This is a genomic window from Desulfococcus sp. (assembly GCF_050178255.1).
In the GTDB taxonomy this organism is placed as follows: domain Bacteria; phylum Desulfobacterota; class Desulfobacteria; order Desulfobacterales; family Desulfococcaceae; genus Desulfococcus; species Desulfococcus multivorans.
The window spans coordinates 25,690-42,787 of record NZ_JBFXGG010000024.1 but is presented as its reverse complement, the minus strand read 5'-3'; the positions used below and the strand labels follow the sequence as shown (position 1 = coordinate 42,787).

16 protein-coding genes and 2 tRNA genes are annotated in these 17,098 nt (G+C 57.3%); 5 read left to right on the top strand and 13 right to left on the bottom strand.

Annotated features, from left to right (window positions below):
- Positions 1-22: 22 nt before the first annotated feature.
- The 3 genes from gcvPA to AB7S84_RS07040 all read right to left on the bottom strand — a co-directional run bounded on the left by gcvPA (position 23) and on the right by AB7S84_RS07040 (position 3,142).
- Entirely contained in the window at positions 23-1,360 is a 1,338-nt protein-coding gene (gene gcvPA / locus AB7S84_RS07050) for an aminomethyl-transferring glycine dehydrogenase subunit GcvPA (RefSeq protein ID WP_020877285.1), read from the bottom strand.
- Between the two features lie 2 nt (positions 1,361-1,362).
- A complete protein-coding gene (gcvH, locus tag AB7S84_RS07045; protein WP_020877286.1) occupies positions 1,363-1,767 on the bottom strand; it encodes a glycine cleavage system protein GcvH in 405 nt (134 codons plus the stop codon).
- Between the two features lie 109 nt (positions 1,768-1,876).
- Positions 1,877-3,142, bottom strand: a complete 1,266-nt coding sequence (locus tag AB7S84_RS07040; RefSeq protein WP_428153620.1) for an aminomethyltransferase family protein — start codon at positions 3,140-3,142, stop codon at positions 1,877-1,879.
- A 588-nt stretch (positions 3,143-3,730) separates the two neighbouring features.
- On the opposite strand from AB7S84_RS07040, the gene AB7S84_RS07035 reads away from it, so the two are divergent.
- Both AB7S84_RS07035 and AB7S84_RS07030 read left to right on the top strand, forming a co-directional pair.
- Entirely contained in the window at positions 3,731-3,886 is a 156-nt protein-coding gene (locus tag AB7S84_RS07035) for an FAD-dependent oxidoreductase (protein WP_020877288.1), read from the top strand.
- Entirely contained in the window at positions 3,862-4,116 is a 255-nt protein-coding gene (locus tag AB7S84_RS07030; RefSeq protein WP_428153617.1) for a hypothetical protein, read from the top strand. Before AB7S84_RS07035 ends, AB7S84_RS07030 begins: the two co-directional genes overlap by 25 nt.
- Here AB7S84_RS07030 and AB7S84_RS07025 read toward each other — a convergent pair.
- The 6 genes from AB7S84_RS07025 to AB7S84_RS07000 all read right to left on the bottom strand — a co-directional run bounded on the left by AB7S84_RS07025 (position 4,094) and on the right by AB7S84_RS07000 (position 9,655).
- Positions 4,094-4,546, bottom strand: coding sequence for an aminoacyl-tRNA deacylase (locus tag AB7S84_RS07025; protein WP_020877290.1), 453 nt, complete (start codon positions 4,544-4,546; stop codon positions 4,094-4,096). The genes AB7S84_RS07030 and AB7S84_RS07025 overlap by 23 nt on opposite strands.
- The gene (locus AB7S84_RS07020) at positions 4,543-6,567 is read right to left on the bottom strand and encodes a (Fe-S)-binding protein (protein ID WP_020877291.1); all 2,025 of its coding nucleotides are present in this window, start codon (positions 6,565-6,567) and stop codon (positions 4,543-4,545) included. The genes AB7S84_RS07025 and AB7S84_RS07020 overlap by 4 nt, the downstream gene beginning before the upstream one ends.
- A 55-nt stretch (positions 6,568-6,622) precedes the next feature.
- A complete protein-coding gene (locus AB7S84_RS07015) occupies positions 6,623-7,882 on the bottom strand; it encodes an ABC transporter substrate-binding protein (RefSeq protein WP_020877292.1) in 1,260 nt (419 codons plus the stop codon).
- A 243-nt stretch (positions 7,883-8,125) separates the two neighbouring features.
- Positions 8,126-9,013 (bottom strand): DMT family transporter, encoded by an 888-nt coding sequence (locus AB7S84_RS07010; RefSeq protein WP_428153614.1) that lies wholly within the window; start codon positions 9,011-9,013, stop codon positions 8,126-8,128.
- A gap of 442 nt (positions 9,014-9,455) precedes the next feature.
- A tRNA-Arg gene (locus tag AB7S84_RS07005) sits at positions 9,456-9,529 on the bottom strand.
- A gap of 50 nt (positions 9,530-9,579) precedes the next feature.
- Positions 9,580-9,655, bottom strand: a tRNA-His gene (locus tag AB7S84_RS07000).
- Between the two features lie 182 nt (positions 9,656-9,837).
- Between AB7S84_RS07000 and AB7S84_RS06995 the strand changes: the two genes are divergently transcribed.
- Genes AB7S84_RS06995 through AB7S84_RS06985 form a run of 3 tightly spaced genes read left to right on the top strand, consistent with a single transcriptional unit; the run spans position 9,838 to position 13,094 of the window.
- Positions 9,838-10,020, top strand: coding sequence for a hypothetical protein (locus AB7S84_RS06995; RefSeq protein ID WP_234979173.1), 183 nt, complete (start codon positions 9,838-9,840; stop codon positions 10,018-10,020).
- 15 nt (positions 10,021-10,035) lie between these two features.
- Positions 10,036-11,949: a selenocysteine-specific translation elongation factor gene (gene selB, locus AB7S84_RS06990; RefSeq protein WP_428153611.1), complete on the top strand. Its 1,914-nt coding sequence runs from the start codon at positions 10,036-10,038 to the stop codon at positions 11,947-11,949.
- A gap of 38 nt (positions 11,950-11,987) precedes the next feature.
- Positions 11,988-13,094, top strand: a complete 1,107-nt coding sequence (locus AB7S84_RS06985; RefSeq protein WP_020877297.1) for a DUF2333 family protein — start codon at positions 11,988-11,990, stop codon at positions 13,092-13,094.
- A 42-nt stretch (positions 13,095-13,136) separates the two neighbouring features.
- Here AB7S84_RS06985 and hemW read toward each other — a convergent pair whose 3' ends face one another.
- The 4 genes from hemW to AB7S84_RS06965 are packed head-to-tail and all read right to left on the bottom strand — an operon-like array spanning position 13,137 to position 17,093.
- The gene (gene hemW / locus AB7S84_RS06980) at positions 13,137-14,369 is read right to left on the bottom strand and encodes a radical SAM family heme chaperone HemW (protein ID WP_428153608.1); all 1,233 of its coding nucleotides are present in this window, start codon (positions 14,367-14,369) and stop codon (positions 13,137-13,139) included.
- A gap of 6 nt (positions 14,370-14,375) precedes the next feature.
- Positions 14,376-15,908: a uroporphyrinogen-III C-methyltransferase gene (gene cobA, locus AB7S84_RS06975; RefSeq protein WP_428153606.1), complete on the bottom strand. Its 1,533-nt coding sequence runs from the start codon at positions 15,906-15,908 to the stop codon at positions 14,376-14,378.
- Positions 15,892-16,863 carry a hydroxymethylbilane synthase gene (hemC, locus tag AB7S84_RS06970; RefSeq protein ID WP_020877300.1) on the bottom strand — a complete coding sequence of 324 codons (972 nt, stop codon included), beginning with the start codon at positions 16,861-16,863 and terminating at the stop codon, positions 15,892-15,894. Before hemC ends, cobA begins: the two co-directional genes overlap by 17 nt.
- A complete protein-coding gene (locus tag AB7S84_RS06965; protein WP_020877301.1) occupies positions 16,863-17,093 on the bottom strand; it encodes an FmdB family zinc ribbon protein in 231 nt (76 codons plus the stop codon). The genes hemC and AB7S84_RS06965 overlap by 1 nt, the downstream gene beginning before the upstream one ends.
- Positions 17,094-17,098 lie beyond the last annotated feature (5 nt).

Below are 17,098 nucleotides of genomic sequence, written 5' to 3'. Positions count from 1 at the left end.
CCGGTGGTGCCCGGGCTTTCGGTCATGATGTCACCTCCTTTACCAGTGTGTCCATATCGGCTTTGCTGTGGGTCTCGGTGGCGCACAGAAGATAATGGTCGGTCAACTCCGGGTAGTGGCATTCGATGGGGATGCCTGCAACGATCTTCTTGCCGACCAGTTTTTGATATGTGGATTCAAATCCCTTCGGAAACTCAACGACGAACTCGTTGAAGCCGGGCCTCTCGAAAGGGATCCGAAAGCCGGCCTTTTTAAGCTCCGATTTCAGGTATTCAGCCTTGTCGCGGTTGAGCCGGGCCAGTTCACGCATACCGGTGCCGCCCACCGAGGCCATGTACATGGTGGACATGGTGGCGCAGAGACCCTGGTTGGAGCAGATGTTGGAGGTAGCGCGCTCCCGACGAATGTGCTGCTCCCGCGTAGCGAGCGTCAGCACAAAGCCCCGCTTGCCGTCCCGGTCTGTGGTCTTGCCGACAAGACGTCCGGGCATGTTGCGGACATATTTGTTGAGAGACGCGAACATGCCGAGGCCCGGACCGCCGAAGGATTGGGGAATACCCAGGCTTTGACCTTCGCCGCAAACGATGTCGGCCCCCTGGCTGCCTGGATTTTTAAACAGACCGTAGGCCATGGGCTCGGTGAAGCAGACCACGGAGAGGGCGTTCAGGGCATGGGCCTTGTCGCTCGCCGCCTTGATTTTTTCGATGCATCCGAAGAAATTGGGGGATTGAAGGGCGATTGCGGCCAGGTTTTCGATTTCGTCGACGGCGGACAGATCCGTGGAACCGTCGGGCAGGCAGGGAAGCTCGACGATCTTGTAGCCGGTCGGTTCGAAATAGGTTCGGACCACCTGTCGGTAGTGGGGATGGATCAGCGTCGACAGGGCTATGCCGGTTTTCTTGCCCCGCTCGATCCGGATCGCCATGAGAAGCGCCTCGGCCAGAGCGGACGCGCCGTCATACATGGAGGCGTTGGCCACCTCCATGCCCAAAAGGCGTGCCGTGAGCGTCTGGTATTCGAAAATGGCCTGGAGTGTCCCCTGACTGATCTCCGGTTGGTAGGGCGTGTAGGCGGTGGAGAACTCCGATCTGGAGAGGAGATACGGCACCGACGCGGGAATGTAATGACGGTAGCTGCCCGCTCCGACAAACACCCGGTATTCCGGGGAGCAGGCCATCCGGTCGGCCAGGGTCGCCATGTGGTCGGTGAGCGCCCATTCGGTCATGTCGGACGGCAGGTTCAGCTCGCCCTTGAAGCGACAGTTCTCGGGGATGGACGAAAAGAGATCATCGAGGTTTGCCGCTCCTACCACCTGAAGCATTTCTGCCACGTCTTCATTGGTATGCGGTAAATATCGCATGATTACAATCCTTTCAACATATCAAAGTAGGCGTCTCTGTCCATCAGTGCCTCAAATTCGGCCGGATCGGCGGGAGCGATTTCGATCATCCATCCATCATCGTAGGGTGATCTGTTGACCCGCTCCGGTTCATCGGAAAGGGTGTCGTTGACGGCGACGACCCGTCCTCCCACAGGCATGTAAAGCTCAGATACGGCCTTGGTCGATTCCAGCGTTCCGAACTCATCGCCTTTCCTGAATTCCGCATCCACTTCCGGAAGTTCGACGAAAACGATGTCGCCCAACTGATCCTGGGCATAGTCGGTTATGCCGATCTTGACGGTATCCCCTGTTTTTTTCGCCCATTCGTGATCTTTTGCATACTTGTAGCCATCCTTCAGAATGATTTCGTTGAGTTCCTTGGCCATGACGTCCTCCTTCCATAGTTGTTGATCGGTTGTCGATCAGTGGTGCCGTGTGGCGGTTTCAGCTTTTCACGATCCATATATAGCGGCCGCCGCTATCGGCCGCAATGCTTCAAAGCATCTCTTTCAGTGGTTTGCGCGCGGTGCGATTGGGTCGGATGTCTTTCTCAACGCGGATCTGAATTGTCCGGCGGACGTCCTTCAGGGTCACCACGGTGCCGATTTTCAGCGGTTTTTTCACTTTTATGAACCCGCAACAGAGTCCTTTGATCCGGCATGCCTCGGGCCGGTCCGGGCTGACAATGCTGAATATCCGGTCCTGATGGCGACCGATACCCATGTCGGTGGCGCAGGTGAGGACCGTGCCGATTTCCATGCCGTCGACATCCATTACCACTGCGGGAAGAGAGACCTTCCTGAGGTCAAAGCCGGCGAAGGGGTACGTGAATTCCGGATTCGTTACGGCGGTGAGCGCCTTGTCGCCGATGAAGGCCTTGGTGAAGCCCCGGCCCGATGGATCGTAAGGGAGGGCAAAAGACCAAGGTGTGTTGATAAAAGGCCAGGGGCCGATATCCTGATGAGAAAGGGGCAGGACGGCGCCCGTACGAAGGGAGTCCCGAGCCGCCAGGCCGCAGGCCGTGAGGCCGAATTCCTTGCCGGCCGCTATCACCATCTCCCACAATTTTACAAAATGCTCGGGGGCGATGAAGATTTCGAACCCGAACTCCCCGGTGTAGCCGGTCCGGGAGAGCAGAACAGGCGTTCCGTCGATGAGTCGGACCGTATCGGCCTGGGGCGACGCCGCGTCGAAATATCCCTTGAATGAGAAATAGGGCATTCTGTCGAAGATCAGGTCGGGTGATTTCAGAATTTTCTTCATCACCCGAGCCGCCATGGGTCCCTGGACATCCATTTTCCCCAAACGGTCCGTCAAGTCGGAGATTCGGACGTCCGCTTCGCCTGCGTGAATCGACAGGTGATCCGCGACGTGGGGCCCCATGCCGGCATTGACGACGACCATGTATTGATGCAGTGCGATGTGGAAGATAATGGCATCGTCGAGGACGCCGCCTTCTTCGGTCAGAAAAGCGCCATAGACGCAGCGACCCGGGAAGAGGGCTTTTCTGTCCCGTCCGATGCAGGCCGACATGTCGTTGGTGAAGCACTTCTGCAGCAGTTCGAAGGCGCCCGTTCCGGAGACCAGCAGGGATGCCATGTGACTGGTGTCAAATGCGCCTGCATGGGTCAGTACCGCCAGGTGCTCGTTTTTCGCCGATGCGTACCACAGCGGCATTTCATAACCGCTGAAATCGGCCATGTTGGCACCATGTGCAGTATGCCAACCGTGAAGAAGGGTTTTTTTGGGGTGATTTCCCATGGTGTCTCTCCTTGGCGTGTTGGGAAAAAGTGATCGGATAACGACTCCTGTCGAATGATACGGCGGGCGATATCGAGATAGTCCATCCCGACAGGGTTTGCTGTGGATGACCTCCTTCTGACGGTTGCATACGGTCTGGTGGTCGGGGGTCTTTATTTGCATATAGATTTAAATTGATGTTTATGTCAATATTATTTTGTAATGTTTTGAATATCATCAAAATCAGACATCAATTTTATGTGATTTTATAATTTTAATCCAAAAATGACGGTCTCGTAAAAAGTAAAAATCTGGATTTTTGACCACATCATATCGTGTTTAATGAAAGCCAAACACACTTCATATCGTAGTAAAAATTTTTACGGACGACTTTTTACGAAACCATCAAAAATAGTTTTGTTCGAAAGGGATAGTAATTTTTTTTGGGATAGAAAACACGATATTCATAAAAAAAATTAAATAAAATTAACATAAATATAAAAACAGTTGTCAATAATTGATTGAATATATAATAATTGTTAAACTAAATAAGGCGTTCGGCAGTTCCGGCGAGTGCGGCTGAAATCATTCAGGAGACGAGGAGGGGGTATGACAACACGAATAGCCATTATCGGTGCGGGACCGGGGGGATATGTCGCGGCGGTTCGCGCTGCGCAGTTGGGTGCGGCGGTCACGGTGATCGAGCGGGAGAACGTCGGCGGCACCCGTTTGAACTGGGGATGCACATCCCGTCCAAGATCATGATCAAGACGGCGGCGGTCCTGGAAACGTTACACCGGGCCGAAACCTTCGGCATCCATGTCGACACGGCGCCGCGGGTCGACATGGTCCGGCTCATGGCCCGGAAAAACGAGATTTTGGCTATCCAGGCCAAGGGTATCCTTGATTTTTCTGTCGAAGACGGGAATGACTTTCCGGGGCGGCCGTTGACGAGGCCGCCCCGGACGCCGGTCAGACGATTTTCGGATTACTGACCTTTTTCAGGTCCCAGGCCTTGATCTTGAACGATTTGTCATGGACGCCGGGGTTGAAGTAGACATAGTCCTTTTTCGTCAGCTCCGCATCCATGTATATCGGCAGAGCGGTCATCTGCCCGAAAGGCGGGACGCAGCCGACCTCGCAGCCCACCTTTTCCGCCACCTCTTCGGGCTTGGCAAAGGAAACCTTTTTGGTCCCAATGTCGGCCGCCGCCTTTTTCCAATCCACTTTTTTGTCACCCGGCAACACCAGGACGACCATCCTTTTTTCCTTTGTCAACAGGACAAGGGATTTTACGGTCTCCGCTTCGGAGACCCCTAAAGCCTCGGCCATGGCCGGATTGGTATAGACAGGTTCGTGCTCGTAGATTTCGTAGGATATCCGGTTATCTTTCAGGATACCGATGATCTTCTCTTCCAATGTCATGCTCTCTCTCCTTGATCGGCTGCCGATGCCGTCGCCTCGTCGATGATTTCAGCAATGTCCTTGACCGCTACCTCGGCTTTCGTTTCCATGAGGCCGTCTGCCAGCATGGTGGCGCAGAAGGGGCAGGCGGCCGCCACTGTCGGTACGCCCGAGGCCGCGACCTCCTCGGCCCGGTCGGTGTTGATGCGTTTGCCGATGGCCTCCTCCATGAACATACGTCCGCCGCCGGCGCCGCAACAGAAGCCCTTGTCGCCGTGCCGTTCGAGTTCCACCAAGCGTCCGCCGCCGTTCATGCTTGTCAGGAGGTTCCGGGGAGCCGTGTAGATGCCGTTCCAGCGCCCCAGGTAGCAGGAGTCATGGAAGGTGAAATCCCCCACGCTCTTACCGTTGGGTACGAGACGTCCCTGCTTGTGAAGATCGAACAGGAACTCGGTGTGGTGAACCACCGGGTAGACGGCACCGAATTGTGGGAATTCGTTTTTGATGATGTTGAAGCAGTGGGGGCACCCGGTGACGATCTTTTTGGGGCCGTATTGATTGAAAACCTCGGCGTTTTGTTGAATCAAGATCTGGGCGAGGTACTCGTTGCCGGATCGCCGAGCCAGATCCCCGTTGCAGGATTCCTCGGGTCCCAGGATCGCGAAATCCACCCCGGCGCGTTGCATCACGCGAGCCAGAGCCCTCGAAATCTTCTTGGCCCGGTCGTCGAAGGAACCGGCGCACCCGACGTACCAAAGGACCTCGGCCTCCGGACGGTCGCTCATGAGGGGAATGTCCATGCCCCTGGCCCAGTCGGCCCGGGTGTCGGCCGAGAACCCCCAAGGGTTGGCCTGATTTTCCAGGTTGGTGAAGGTCTCCTGCATCTCAGGCGGGAAATTGGCCTCCATCAGAACCTGATGTTTACGAACTTCGAGAATGAAGTCCAACTGTTCTATGTTGACCGGGCAGATGTCCTCACAGGCCCGGCAGGAGGTGCACGACCAGATGACGTCGTCAGTGATGGGGGAACCCTCCCGCATGATCGGTTGGATGCTCTCCTTGTAACCCGACAGGAGCGGATCGGCATGTTGAAACAGGTCAATCTTGACATCGTGAATGACCTGTTTCGGCGACAGGGGCTTGCCCGTGTTCGCTGCCGGGCATTGCTCCTCGCATCGTCCGCATTCGGTGCAGGCGTAGAGATTCAGCACGTTTTTCCAGTTCAGGTCGCTGACCTTGCCCAGACCGAAGCTCTCGGCGTTTTCGTCTTCGATGTCGGTCTTGACCATGGCCTTCTCCCGCTGGAGCGGCTTCAGGAACACGTTGGGAGCCGCCGCCAGGAGGTGGAGGTGCTTGGAGCCGGGGATGTAGACCAGAAAGCCCAGGATCGTGGCCATGTGAATCCAGTAGGAAACCTCGTACCCGGCAAGGACCTGGTTCGGGGTCAGCCGGCCCAGATTCAGGAAGGCGGCCAGGGCGCCCGACACGGGAAACACCGCCGAATAGTCGAAGGTCGAGGGCATCAGAGTCTGGAAGGCGTTGATGAACAGAAACGTCACGATGATGACGCAGGTAAAGAGGATGATCAGATTGGCGTCGACGCCCATGGTCAGGTATTTGGGCCGCACGAGGGTTCGGCGGTAGATGGCGCAGGCAAATCCCACCAGTACCAGCGACGCCAGGATGTCGGCGATATAGAGATAGGCGCCGTAGACGCCGGGGGCCGGATGGGCCACGTCAAAAGCCGGAATGACGCCCTTGATCATGAGTTCAAGTGAATGGGGCTGCACCGCCAGGAATCCGAAGAAGATCAGCATGTGGGAGAGGCCGGGAAGGGCCTTGCGCCGTACATTGGATTGCCCCAGGACATCCTTGATGATGACCATGATCCGCTCCTTGACGTGGTCCAGCTTGAATTCCGTCTTGCCGTCCACCGCCGTCATCAGGCGGTAGAGGCGTTTGACCTTCTGATAAAAGATAGTGAACGCGGCCCCGAGAGCCGACAGCATGATAAATGATTTCAGGAGGATGTAGCTTTGCATGGCACACTCCAGTTGCAGCAACGTGTCCGGTTGGGGCTGGGGCCCCTGGCAAGCCTTACTGTTTTGGTGTGAAATCCTTCTCTTTCCAATCCTCGGGATAAACGATGGCGCCCTTGCCTTCGGTGTACTGGATCACCGGGAAGTAATAGGCATCCTTGCCGACCACCGGATCCGGGACGGATTCGGCGGTGTATCGGTACTCGTTCATGATGAGCGCACCGTCGGCCTTGCTGAAGGTCAGCTTGCCGGTCTGGACCTCCTCGACAAAGATCTTGTGGATATTCTCTTTATTGAGCGCCCCGTATTTTTCGAAGGTGCGATTGAGAATCTTGATAAACATGTTGGTGCCGTCATAACAGAGACCGCCTGCCGAAGGGCTCGGGTTGAAGCCATATCTGGCCTGGATGTCTTCGGCCCACTTCCTGGCCTCGGGAGTGGTGAGCTGGGGGATCATGTCGAGGACGCCGTTGGAGCCGGGGCCCGCCATCTTGTACCAATCCCCCATCCAGCCGAGGCCGTCGGCGATGATGACCGACCCGAGGCCCACCTCATTAGCCTGTTTGACAAAGGCGGTCATGGTGGAGGCTATAGTGGATGTCCCGGCAAGGACCGAGACATCGGCGGATTTGTATTTGCTCAGCAGGGGATAGAAATCGGTTTGAGTGATGGGGAAATAATCCTCGGAAACGATCTCCCACCCTTTGTCGGCGAACATCTTTTTGAGGGCGCTGCCCAGGCTGCGGCCCCAGTCGGTGTCTTCTCCATAAACGGCCACCTTCTTGTTGGCGGGTTTCCATAGATTTTTCTCAACGGCGTTGTCGAGGCATTCTACATAACCGACGGCCATTTTTGCGGGAACGGGCCAACCCTTGCCCCCCCAGTAGCTGTACCTGGCCGGATCGCTTCGCCATTTTTCATTGACCAGCTCCGTGGCGCCGAACCCGAACCAGTGGGGAATCCTGTACTGGGCCGCCGCGTCCATTGCCGCCACAGCCACCGAGCTATGCCAGTTCTGCATGGCGCACTCGATGCCCATGCGCTCGACGGCTTCGGCATAGGCACCGGCCGCCTTGGCCGGATCGGATTGAGAATCGATCCAGACCAGCTCGATCTTGTAGTCGCCGACTTTGTAACCGATCTTTTCCATGGCCATTTCCACCGATGCCTTGAATTCGGCGCCGTTCTTGGCCGACGGACCGGTGAAGGGTCCCAGGACGCCCACCTTCAGGAGTTTTTCTGCAGCGGCTCCAGGTGTTGCCAGCAGGGCGACGGTCAGGGTTCCGATCAAAATTGCGGACCAAAATCGTTTTCTCATTTTTTTCTCCAGTTGGGGTTCCAGTCAGACTGCGGCGTGGAAGGCTTTCCGGTGAAAAACCGTCATTCGCAGGGGCTAATAAAAAATATTTTACCATTATCCTCCCCTTTTTCAATGCGTAATGAGGGTTGGGGCGGCCGATACCGCCGATAAAAACATGTTCCTGCCGTCGCTCTCGCTATGGCTCGGGCATTTACGGAGATGCGGCAAAGAGCCTTGTCGGGGATGTGAGCGCCGCCGGAATCAATCTTCCGTCGGTCGATATTTTCGCCGCTGAAGTAAGGCGACAACCCCGCATATGACCAACAAGGCTCCGAAGCTTTCAATGGGGGTCATCATTTCCCCCCAAAGAGAATAAGCGTATACCGATACAAACAGAATTTCGGACATCACCAGAACGGTGGCGACACCGGCCGGCAGATGCTTCAGACCGAAGGCAAACGCAAAAAAACCGGCGACGGTGGACAGTCCGATCAAGCCTGCGAAACAGAGCCACGTCTGTGGCGGCACCGGCAATGGGGACGCCACGAAAAACTGAAAGGGCAAAAGCACCAGCGCCGCAATACCGAAGGCATAGGTAAGCACGACCTCGGGGGCATATCGACCGCTCAGCTGTTTTCCGAAGATGCTCCATGCCGCGTAAGTGGCCGGAACTGAAAAGCCTGCTGCGATACCTGCCGTCGTCACCTCATTTCGGACCGAGGATATCAGCCCGGATACCAGAATCGTGCCGGTAGCAATGAGCGTGACGGCGGCGATTTTCCGGACGGTGAAGGCCTCCTGCCAGACGATCCGGGCCACAAGGATGACGATCACCGGCATGGCGGCTTGTTGCACTGTAGTAATTGCGGGGCCGTTCAAAAAAATTCCCAGATTCCAACTGACGTGGAACAGGCCCAGGCTGAAACCCATCAGGATCAACCAGATTCGATCGGATTTTTGAATCCGCAGCTCCTCGCGTCGTCTGAACATGCCTGAAATGCAGGAAAAAGCAAGGAACGCGGCCGTATCCCGCCAAAAGGCCAAGGCCGCTGCCGGTATGTCGATTTGGGTCATGATGAGTTGGATAAAAATCCCTGAGGTGCCCCAGCAGGCCGCCGCCGTCATGACCGCCAGATATCCCCACATCATTGACGCTTCACGGTGACCCTTCATGACTGTCCTGGCTTTTTTCGGCTTCAAGGGCCCTCTCGAATTTTGGATTGACGGCATGTCACGGGTTTCGGTCGACATGGGCTGAGGCACCGGCCTTGGCGATTCGATTTCATGGAATCTTCGAGCGGACACTTACTGGGAAAAACATCCCGACATCAACGGCGCGGTTATCCTGCGGGAGCTCAAAATCGCCGACAACGGTTGCTAATGTTGCCCCACCATGGGCCGTATCCTCCCGGCACCTCTTTCCGGTCACCATCATGAAAGTCGAAGGTTGAAATTCTGTGTTGTGATTCAGGGTTCGATTTGAGATTGATGCCATTTAATCCGGTCTGTATTTTGAATGACCGGTGGCACGTGGGTGACGGAAAGCAAAAAAGGGTTCAGCCCGATATGGCCAAACCCTTGATTTGTCGAGCGCGCCCGGAGGGATTCGAACCCCCGACCTGCGGATCCGAAGTCCGACGCTCTATCCAGCTGAGCTACGGGCGCAAGTAAGAAGACCACTACGGGGGTACCGCAATGGTCTCTGGTGGCTGTGATGGGGTGAGTGATGGGACTTGAACCCACGGCCACCAGGGCCACAACCTGGTGCTCTACCAACTGAGCTACACCCACCATAAAACAGAAGTCCTGAGTACCAGAAAAAGGGCGGGGATTCAAGTTTTTTTTTGAAAACCTCAAAAATAATCGACGCAGGATTCTGTTTCAAATTGTCGAAACTGGGTATTGACCCTGATCGGCTTCTCTTATATGAATGGTCAATAAAATCAGTTTTGTGATGCATGCGAGGTATAATTTTGGCAAATTTTAACATTTTTGTGATGCGGGCGATCCTGGGGGTGGTGTTTGCCGTTGTGCTGATGCGCATTTTTCACCCGGAATTCCACATGGTCTATGTGGCGGGGTTTGCCGTTGTCCTGGTGGCCCTCGCTTACCTCCTGGAATACTGGCGCAGGAGAAAAACGGAAAAAAAGAAATAGCAAAAAGAGGCGACCGTGTCACATCAGATTATTTTGGGAACCGCAGGACATATCGATCACGGGAAAACCACGCTCATCAAGGCGCTGACCGGCATCAACACCGACCGGCTCAAGGAGGAGCAGCGCCGGGGAATCACCATCGAGCTCGGTTTTGCGGCCTTTGACCTGCCCGGCGGCCGTCATGTGGGCATCGTGGATGTTCCCGGGCACGAGAAGTTTGTCAAGAATATGGTCGCAGGGGCGACGGGCATCGACATCGTGGCCATGGTGATCGCCGCGGACGAAGGCGTCATGCCCCAGACGCGGGAGCACATGGAGATCTGTGCGCTTTTGGGGGTTCGGCACGGCCTGGTGGTCCTGACCAAGGTGGACTTGGTGGACGAGGAATGGCTGGAACTGGTCATGGAGGACATCCGGGACTTCGTTCAGGGCACGTTTCTGGAGGATCGGCCCATCGTGCCGGTTTCGTCGGTGACGGGGCGCGGCATGGATGATTTCGTTGCAGCCCTTGAACAGTTGAGCCGCGAGGTGCCTGAACGATCTTCGTCGGGCATCTTCCGCCTGCCTGTGGATCGGGTCTTCACCATGCGGGGATTCGGTACGGTGATCACCGGCACCCTGATTTCCGGGCGCGTGTCGGTGGGAGAGACCGTCATGCTCTATCCGTCGGGGATCACCGCCAAGGTCCGGGGAATCCAGGTGCACAATCAGGCTGCGGAGGCCGCCGAGGCCGGCATGCGAACGGCCGTCAATTTTCAGGGGCTCGAAAAGACGGTGGTGAACCGCGGGGACATCCTCTCCACACCCGCCGCTCTCGCGGCGAGCTACATGGTCGACGTCATGTTCCACTACCTGAAGAGCAACCGGAAGCCCATCAAGAACCGGACCCGGGTCCGATTTCATACCGGCACCAGCGAGGTTCTCGGCAATCTGATCCTTCTCGATACGGAGGAACTCGTCCCCGGAGAGTCGGCGCCGGCACAGCTTCGCCTCGAGACGCCGGTGGCCCTGGTCAAGGACGATCGATTCGTGGCGCGGAGTTACTCTCCGGTTCGAACCGTCGGCGGCGGCAAGGTGCTCAACCCGATTCCCGTCAAGCACAAGCGGTTTGACGACGGCGTCGTCGGGATGTTGAGGGATCTGGATCAACACGAGTCCGGCGATGTGATCTGTCGTCTGACGGCGGCCGCGGGGTATCCCGGGGTCTCTTTTGCAAACCTGAAGGTGATGACGAACATTCCGGAGAAGCCGCTCCGCCAGAAGGTACAGGGGTTTCTGTCCGACAGGACCCTTGTCCAGGTCGACAGCGACAACCAGATCTTCATTCATCAGGAGAATCTGGAGAAGCTCAAGGCCGAAATCTCCGGGCACGTCTTTCGATACCACGAGAAATATCCGCTCAAACCGGGGATGCCCAAGGAAGAACTCAAATCCCGGTTTCCGTCCTTCCTCGGCCCTAAATTGTTCAATCTGGTGTTGAACCATCTGATCAGGGAAAAGATTCTGATCCAGGAGGAGGACATGGTTCGCCTCTCGACGCATAAGGTCGCCCTGAAGGCCGATCAGGAGGAGATTCGGAAACGGATCCTCGAAGCCTATGTCGAGGGTGGGCTTACGCCGCCCTACTTCAAGGACCTATGCCGGAGTGCCGACATGGATCCCAACCGGGCCAAGGACGTTCTGATGATTCTCATCAGCGAGGGGTTGATTACCAAGATACGGGAGGACCTTTATGTCCATACCGAGACCCTCGAGGCCCTCAAGGCGAAAACCAAGGCCTTCCTCAAGGCCAACACGGAGATGACAACCCTCCAGTTCAAGGAGATCGCCGGCGTTTCCCGAAAATTCCTGATCCCTTTTATCGAATATTTCGACGCCCAGAACCTGACCATCCGCATCGGGGACATTCGAAAGCTCAGAGGCGGTTGATACCCACGCATTAATCCTAATTTTGTGAAGGAGATCCGATGGATAATTTGAACAACGACGGCAATGGCGGTGAACCGGTCGCCGGGAAAAAAGGCGGTATTCTGGCCTCGAAGCGGTTTATCCTGATCGTGGTGATCACTCTGATACTCCTGTGGCTCGTCTGGACGATTCTTGGGTTTCTCGAGGACCGATCGGCTCGGAAAGCCGCAAAACCGACGGTTGTGGCCACGGAAGAGACCACCGCCGCGCCCAAGGTGAAAACGCCCGGTCACCTCCCTCCGAACAACGGAAAAACCGTTGCCCGGGACACCCGTGTGGCCCCCTCCAAATCGACGACATCGACGGAAACCCAGCCGCCCAAGGTCGCCGTTCCCACCCACGCACCGGTCCTGGACGTCGGGAAAGGCACGGCTTTTGTCACCGCCTGTATGGAGCCTTTGGCCTACGAACTGAACGAAAGGTTCTGGGGGTGGCGTCCCAACGACATCCTCAACGTTACGGACAACGTCAACAATCTCCAGTTGGGCATCCTCGAGGTAACCCGTAGAACCAGCGTGGTCCTGGCCGAGCATCTCTCCCGAACCGGCAGTACGGACGCCTATGTCCCGAGCCTTGAATCGGCTATGAACTGTTTCATGATCAACTCCCGGCAGTATTGGTTTCCCACAGCCGAGTCCAAGTACAATGAGGGCCTGGATGAGATGAAAAACTATATCAGGATGCTGAAAAACGGTGAGGCCCGATTTTACCGCCGCGTGGACAATCTCGTTCCACTGTTCAGGGCGTTCGAGAGCATGCTGGGCAGCTGCGATGAAAATCTGGTCAAGAATCAGGGAGACCTCAGCACCTTCAAGGCTGACGATTATTTCTATTATTCCAAGGGGGTGGCCCACGCCATGGAGACGATTCTCGAGGCGACGGCCGAGGATTTCAGTGATCTGATCGCCTCGATCCAGGGCACCGACGTGCTCCACCATGCCATCACCGCCCTCGGCCATGCCGCTAACATGGACCCCTGGATCGTTTTCGAGGGCAGCCCCGATGGATTCATAGCCAATCATCGATCCAATATGGCGGCTCACATCAGTCACGCCCGTTTTTATCTGGGGGTATTGAACTCGGCGCTGACCGGCAACATTCAGTAGGTCATTCCAAAGCTTTTCCTGCCGAACCCGACGGGAGGGGGGTTATCGCCTTTCGCTCGTCGGGATCCCGGAAAAATCTCTTGAGACGAACATCGACGTAACGCTGTCCAGAAAACGGAGCCCCAAGGGGGTCAAGGCACACCGATCAGCGGCATCCTGAAGCCACTTTTTTTTTCGGAGGGTCGCCAGAACCTCTCCGAAGACTTCTTTGAAACGGAGCTCGAACCGGTTTTCGAAGTCCGGAATCCGGATGCCGTCGGTCTGCCGCAGCCCCAGATAGAGCCCTTCGATGATTTGTCCTTCCCGATCCACGACTTCTTTCGCATCCACGACGGGCTGCCCCGTTGCGGTGAGTTCCATGTATCGTCCGATGCTCCCGACATTCCACCACCGCTCCGGCGGCATGAACGAGTGGGCGGAGGGGCCGAAGCCCAGGTAGGGCGCCATGGACCAGTATTTCCGGTTGTGTCGCGACTGTTTATCCGACGAACGGGCGAAATTGGAGACCTCGTACTGGGTGTAACCGTGGTCGGCCAGAAATCGGATGGTGGTTTGAAACAATGTGCCGACCCGACTTTCGGAGAGGGGCTTGAATGTCCTCTTCTCCAGGAGCCGCGACAGCGGCGTCCTCGGTTCGTAGGTGAGCATGTAGCAGGAGAGATGATGGGGGGCGAGGGTGACGGCAGCCGTCATGTCCGCGATCCAGTCTGCCGCCGACTGTCCCGGAAGACCGTATATCAGATCGAGGCCGATGCTGTCGTAACCGGCATCCTGCGCCCATCGCACGGAAGTCCGGGCATCCTCGGCCGAATGGACCCGCCCCAGAAATCGGAGTCCTTTGTCCGAAAAGGACTGGACCCCGATGTTGAGGCGATTGACGCCCAGGCGTCGTAACGCCCGAAGCCCCTTTTCGGTAAGGGTCCCGGGGTTGGCTTCCAGGGTGATCTCCGCATCGGGACACAATTCAAATCGTTCGCGTACCGTAGCCATTATACGGTTGACCTGGTTTGACGCCAGTACGGAAGGTGTTCCGCCCCCGATATACAGGGTATCGAAAATGAGCCCCGCCGGCGGATCGGCGCAGCGGATTTCCTGATCGAGGGCGTCAAGGTAGTCGGGAATTCGGGAACGGTCGATTTCGGAATAGAAATCGCAGTAGAGGCATTTGCGGACGCAGAACGGGACATGGATGTAGATGCCCCCCACCTCGCGAACGGTCGGTACGGATCCATGTCCGCCGTCCGGCGGGCGGGGTACGGTAGGATTCAGAGGCATTGTCGCCTATGAAGCTGTTTGGTAGTGGGCCAGAATGGCGTCGCAGAGGCCTGGAATCGTGTAAGTCGACGCCGTGACGTCCACCGTGAACCCCAGCTCCCGGGCCGTGTCCGAGGTGATGGGCCCGATGCTCGCCACGGTGACGCCGTTCATCATTCGGGCGAGAGGCTCCTCCTCGGGTAAAAGGGCTTTGAAATTCCGCACGGTGGAAGAACTGGTGAAGGTGACCATGTCGATAGCGCCGGACTTGAGTTTTGCCACAAGCTGCTCAGCGTTTTCCCGGGCCTGGACCGTCCGGTAGGCCGTGACCTCGTCCACGGTCGCACCCATTCGCGTCAGCTCCACAGGCAGGACGGGTCTCGCCTCCATGGCGCGGGGCAGCAGGATGCGGCACCCCTTGATATTTTCGTTCCTGAAGGCGTCCACCACCGACTCGGCCCGGTAGTTTTCGGGCAGGATGTCGGTTTTCAGGCCGAAGCCCATCAAGGTCCGGGCGGTGACGGGGCCGATACAGGCGGTCCTGAGGCGGTGAAGGGCCCGAACATCGTACCCGGTCTCGAAGAGTCTCCGGAAGAAAAACCTGACGCCGTTGACGCTGGTGAAGACGATCCAATCGTATGTGGACAGGGTGTTGACGGCCGCATCCAGGGGGGCCCAGTCTTCGGGGGGGATGACCTGAATGGTCGGGCATTCCATGCAGTCGGCACCCATGTCCGTCAAACGCTTCACCAGATCGCTCGCCTGTTCCCGAGCCCGCGTGACGACGATCCGTTTGCCCAGAAGGGGGCGATTTTCGAACCAGTTGAGGGAGCTCCGAAGGGAGACGACGTTTCCGACGACGATAATGGAAGGCGCCTTGAGCCCTGCCGCCTTCACCCGTTCCACGATGTTCTCGAGAGTGCCGAACACGGATTCCTGGCGCGTTGTAGTTCCCCATCGAATCAGGCCTACCGGCGTTTCGGGTGCCATCCCGTTGTCCATCAGGTTTCGGGTGATGTGGGGGAGGTTCTTGACGCCCATAAAAAAGACCAGGGTGCCGATACCCCGAGCCAGGGAGGCCCAGTCGATGCTGGAATCCGTCTTGGTCGGATCCTCGTGGCCGGTGACAAAGGCCAATGTCGAGGTAAAGTCTCGATGGGTAAGGGGGATGCCTGCGTAGGCCGGCGCCGCAATGGCCGATGTCACCCCGGGTACGACTTCAAAGGGGATCCCGGCGGCCACCAGAACCTCGGCCTCCTCACCGCCCCGGCCGAAAATAAAAGGGTCTCCGCCCTTGAGTCGGGTCACGACCCGTCCTTCTTTGGCTTTTTCCACGATCAGGGCGTTGATGCCGTCCTGGGAAAGGGTATGGTCTCCCCCTTTTTTCCCGACGTAGATCTGTTCCGCATGCTCCGGGGCATACTTGAGAAAGGCGGGCGATGCCAGGTAATCGTAGATGATCACATCGGCATTCCGTATGCACTCCAGACCCTTGACCGTTATCAGGCCGGGGTCACCCGGCCCTGCGCCCACCAGATAGACTTTACCTGCTGATTTCATGAATTTCCTTCAGGCTTTCTAAGATTGGCCCGGCGCCCTTGGCGATGAGGTGTTCGGCCAGAGAGACGCCGATGCGTTCCGCGTCTTCGGCAGGGCCGGACAGGGTTTCCCGGATGACGGTGCCGCCGTCGAGGGCGGCCACCAGCCCGATCAGCGTGTAGGTGTCGCCTTCAAGCGTGCCGTGGGCGGCGATAGGTACCTGACACCCGCCCTCCAGGCGGTTCAGAAAGGCCCGCTCCCCCATGACCACCTTTCGTGTTTCTGCGTGATTCAGGGCCGCCATCACCGGGGCGATGCCGGGATCGTTTTGCCGACACTCGATGCAGAGGGCTCCCTGGCCCACGGCCGGGAGCATGACGGTGGTGTCGATCATTTCGGTGATTCGGTCGGTCAGGCCCATGCGATTCAGACCGGCTGCCGCCAGGATGACCGCATCCAACCTCTCGGTGTCGAGCTTGTTGAGGCGTGTATCGAGGTTCCCGCGGAGCGGCACGATCTCGATGTCCGGGCGAACGCTTTTCAGCTGGGCCCCGCGCCGCAGGCTGCTGGTCCCCACCCGTGCGCCCTGGGGAAGACGCTTCAGGGGAAGTCGATTTCGGGAGACCAGGGCGTCCTGAGGCGTCTCCCGCTCGGGAACGGCGCCGATGCAGAGTCCGGGTGGGATCTTGGCCGGCATATCCTTCATGCTGTGGACGGCCGCATCGATCCTGCCGTCCAGCATGGCGTCCTCGATCTCCTTGACGAAAAGCCCCTTGCCGCCGACCTTGGCCAGGGGGACGTCCAGGATCTTGTCGCCCTTGGTCTTGATGATGAGGAGTTCGACGGCTGTGCCGGGAAATTTTTCCATAATGGTTCGGCGAGCCCAGTTGGCCTGCCAGAGGGCCAACTGGCTGCCCCGGGTGCCGATGGTGATGTGTCGCGTCGTTCTGTCCTGTGCGGTCGTCGTACTCGCCATCAGTGGCCGCACCCCGCGCAGCTGGAGGCCGTGCACCCGCTGCAGGACGATGCTCCGGCGGATGCCTTGACCGTCTCTCCGCCGCTGCCTTTGCTCAGAAAGCCGCAGGCGGACATCATCTTCCTGACGTCGGTGCTTTTGCAGTTCGGACATTCAGCCTGGTGGCTGCCGATGACGAGGCATTCAAAATCTTTGTCGCATTGATCACAGTGATATTCGTATATAGGCATTTTTT

Coding starts and splice junctions, on each gene's coding strand:
- gcvPA (WP_020877285.1), bottom strand. CDS start 1,360: ATGCGATATTTACCGCATACCAATGAAGACGTGGCAGAAATGCTTCAG.
- gcvH (WP_020877286.1), bottom strand. CDS start 1,767: ATGGCCAAGGAACTCAACGAAATCATTCTGAAGGATGGCTACAAGTAT.
- AB7S84_RS07040 (WP_428153620.1), bottom strand. CDS start 3,142: ATGGGAAATCACCCCAAAAAAACCCTTCTTCACGGTTGGCATACTGCA.
- AB7S84_RS07035 (WP_020877288.1), top strand. CDS start 3,731: ATGACAACACGAATAGCCATTATCGGTGCGGGACCGGGGGGATATGTC.
- AB7S84_RS07030 (WP_428153617.1), top strand. CDS start 3,862: ATGCACATCCCGTCCAAGATCATGATCAAGACGGCGGCGGTCCTGGAA.
- AB7S84_RS07025 (WP_020877290.1), bottom strand. CDS start 4,546: ATGACATTGGAAGAGAAGATCATCGGTATCCTGAAAGATAACCGGATA.
- AB7S84_RS07020 (WP_020877291.1), bottom strand. CDS start 6,567: ATGCAAAGCTACATCCTCCTGAAATCATTTATCATGCTGTCGGCTCTC.
- AB7S84_RS07015 (WP_020877292.1), bottom strand. CDS start 7,882: ATGAGAAAACGATTTTGGTCCGCAATTTTGATCGGAACCCTGACCGTC.
- AB7S84_RS07010 (WP_428153614.1), bottom strand. CDS start 9,013: ATGATGTGGGGATATCTGGCGGTCATGACGGCGGCGGCCTGCTGGGGC.
- AB7S84_RS06985 (WP_020877297.1), top strand. CDS start 11,988: ATGGATAATTTGAACAACGACGGCAATGGCGGTGAACCGGTCGCCGGG.
- hemW (WP_428153608.1), bottom strand. CDS start 14,369: ATGCCTCTGAATCCTACCGTACCCCGCCCGCCGGACGGCGGACATGGA.
- cobA (WP_428153606.1), bottom strand. CDS start 15,908: ATGAAATCAGCAGGTAAAGTCTATCTGGTGGGCGCAGGGCCGGGTGAC.
- hemC (WP_020877300.1), bottom strand. CDS start 16,863: ATGGCGAGTACGACGACCGCACAGGACAGAACGACGCGACACATCACC.
- AB7S84_RS06965 (WP_020877301.1), bottom strand. CDS start 17,093: ATGCCTATATACGAATATCACTGTGATCAATGCGACAAAGATTTTGAA.